Genomic DNA, 2,277 nt, shown 5'->3' on the forward strand with positions numbered 1-2,277 from the left:
AGCTGGCGGCGCTGGCGATGGTGGGCGACAGCGAGGGCATCCTCCGCGTGCGCGAGGACGTGCTGCGCGTGGCCGACCTCCAGGTCCCCGTGCTGGTGCGGGGCGAGACGGGCACGGGCAAGGAGCTGGTGGCGAGGGCGCTCCATGAGCGGAGCCCGCGCCGCGCGGGCCCCTTCGTCAGCGTCAACCTGGGCGCCCTGTCCAAGGACCTCATCGCCTCGGAGCTGTTCGGCGCGCTGCGGGGCTCGTTCACCGGCGCCACGCGCGACCGGGAGGGCTTCTTCCGCGCCGCGCACGGCGGCACCCTCTTCCTGGACGAGGTGGCGGAGGCGCCCCCGGAGGTCCAGGCGGCGCTCCTGCGCGTGCTGGAGACGGGGGAGGTCTACCCCGTGGGTGGGCAGGCCCCCGTGCGCGTGGACGTGCGGCTCGTCACCGCGACGGACGCGGACCTGGAGGCGCGCATCCGCGACGGCCACTTCAAGGCCCCGCTGCTGCACCGGCTGGCGGGCTTTGAAATCACCGTGCCGCCGCTGCGGGAGCGGCGCGAGGACATCGCGCCGCTGTTCCTCCACTTCGCGCGCCAGGAGCTGGAGTCCACGGGCGAGGCGGGGCGGCTGAGCTCCTCGGACGCGCGCGTGGAGCCGTGGCTGCCGGCGTCGCTCGCCGCGCGGCTGGTGCGCTCCGCGTGGCCGGGCAACGTGCGCCAGCTGCGCAACGTCGCGCGGCAGCTCGTCATCGGAGCGGGGCTGCCCGGGCTGCGCGTGGATGCCCGGCTGGAGCAGTCGCTGGAGGAAGGCGCGCTCCCCATCCCCGGCCAGCCCCTCACGGCCCAGGCGCCCTCCCCTGCTCCGGAGGACACGCCCGCGCCCTCGGAGGTTCGCGCGCCCGCGCGGCGCAAGCCTTCGGACGTGAGCGAGCAGGAGGTGCTGGAGGCCCTGCGCGCCTGCGCGTGGGACCTGAAGGCCACGGCGGACTGGCTGGGCATCCCGCGCTCGTCCGTGTACGTGCTCATCGACAAGAGCTCGCTCTTGCGCACCGCGCGGGACCTGAGCCCGGAGGAGATCACCCGCTGCTTCCACGAGTGCGAGGGCGACCTGGACCGCATGGTGCAGAAGCTGGAGGTGTCCCGCCGCGCGCTCCAGCGCCGCGTGCGTGAGCTGGGATTGGAAGGCAGCTAGGGCCGGCGCGCTGGTACGGCGACTGCAATGCCTACCGGCACCATGGCCAACAACACCCTCACCATCGACGTCTCCACGACCCCCGTCAGCTACACCCCGAGCGCGGAGGTGAAACACGGCGACACGGTGGTCTTCACGTTGGGCAACGCGCTCACCGCCACCGCCACCGTGTCGTTCCCCAGCGGGACCTGCCTCACCACGACCGGGCCGTACACGCTGGGCGGCCCCACCCTGTCGACCGCGCCCCTCGTCGTGTCCCTGACGGCGGAGCAGGGGCTCTACGCCTTTGACGTGGACTTCAACAGCGGCCTGGAGTCCCAGGCCCGCAAGGGGCACGAGTGGGACCGGAAGAACGGCGGCATCGACGTGACCAGCGACCCGCCGGAAGAGGCCCGCCGGTAGGCGCCGGACACGTCAGCGCCCGGGCGTGACGCGCCATTGACGCGTCCGGGGCGCGGCTCCTGTCGCAGCCGTGAAACATCCGAGGGGCGCGCTCAGGACATGCGCCCTGGCCCACGGGCTGCAATGCTGTGCGGACCTATGGCCAACATCACAGTCGACCTCTCCACGGATCCCATCAGCTACAACCCCAGCGCGGAGGTGAAGCAAGAAGACACGGTGGTCTTCTCCATGGGCAGCTACCCTTCGTCCTACACCGCCACCGTCACGTTCACCGACGGGAACTGCCTCACCGTTCCGGGCCCGAACGCGTACCCCTACCAGCTCGGCGGACAGAACGCGCTGCTGACCTCGCCGCTGACGGTCCGGGATACGGCGATGAAGAGGAGCTACCCCTTCGACGTGGTCATCGACGACGGGACGCGCGACCGGAGCAGGGACCCTCGCGGCCCGCTGGAGCTCGACCGGAAGAACGGCGGCATCGATGTGACGAGCGACCCGCCGAAGGACCGCACCTAGCGCAAGCGCCGCTCCGCCCGGGCCCCGCTCAGGGCCCGGGTGCGTCGGCCGCGGGGTCCGCTGACGGGGCGCGCGGTCCGGCGCGAAGCGACAGCAACCCTTCCCTCACCTCGCGCGCCCGGCTCCACCGGGGACGGGCCGCCACCACCGCGTCGGCCAGCGCCAGCCCGCGCTTCACGCC

The 2,277-nt window shown here is 72.9% G+C and carries 3 protein-coding genes; all 3 read left to right on the forward strand.

All coding sequences use genetic code 11. The annotated features are described in order from the left end of the window. Positions 1–1,178 (forward strand): sigma 54-interacting transcriptional regulator (locus tag ACLEQD_RS41620; protein ID WP_410391447.1); only part of this gene is annotated, 1,178 nt, incomplete at its 5' end. Positions 1,179–1,205: 27 nt separating this feature from the next. Next, positions 1,206–1,580: a hypothetical protein gene (locus ACLEQD_RS41625; protein WP_410391448.1), complete on the forward strand. Its 375-nt coding sequence runs from the start codon at positions 1,206–1,208 to the stop codon at positions 1,578–1,580. Positions 1,581–1,718: 138 nt separating this feature from the next. Beyond that, complete coding sequence (locus ACLEQD_RS41630) at positions 1,719–2,096, forward strand: hypothetical protein (RefSeq protein ID WP_410391449.1); 378 nt, start codon at positions 1,719–1,721, stop codon at positions 2,094–2,096. Positions 2,097–2,277 lie beyond the last annotated feature (181 nt).

The sequence above is a fragment of the Corallococcus sp. 4LFB genome, from assembly GCF_046520365.1.
In the GTDB taxonomy this organism is placed as follows: domain Bacteria; phylum Myxococcota; class Myxococcia; order Myxococcales; family Myxococcaceae; genus Corallococcus; species Corallococcus caeni.

Excerpts from the sequence above, each read along its gene's own strand:
- ACLEQD_RS41625 (WP_410391448.1), top strand. The coding sequence starts at position 1,206 with ATGCCTACCGGCACCATGGCCAACAACACCCTCACCATCGACGTCTCC.
- ACLEQD_RS41630 (WP_410391449.1), top strand. The coding sequence starts at position 1,719 with ATGGCCAACATCACAGTCGACCTCTCCACGGATCCCATCAGCTACAAC.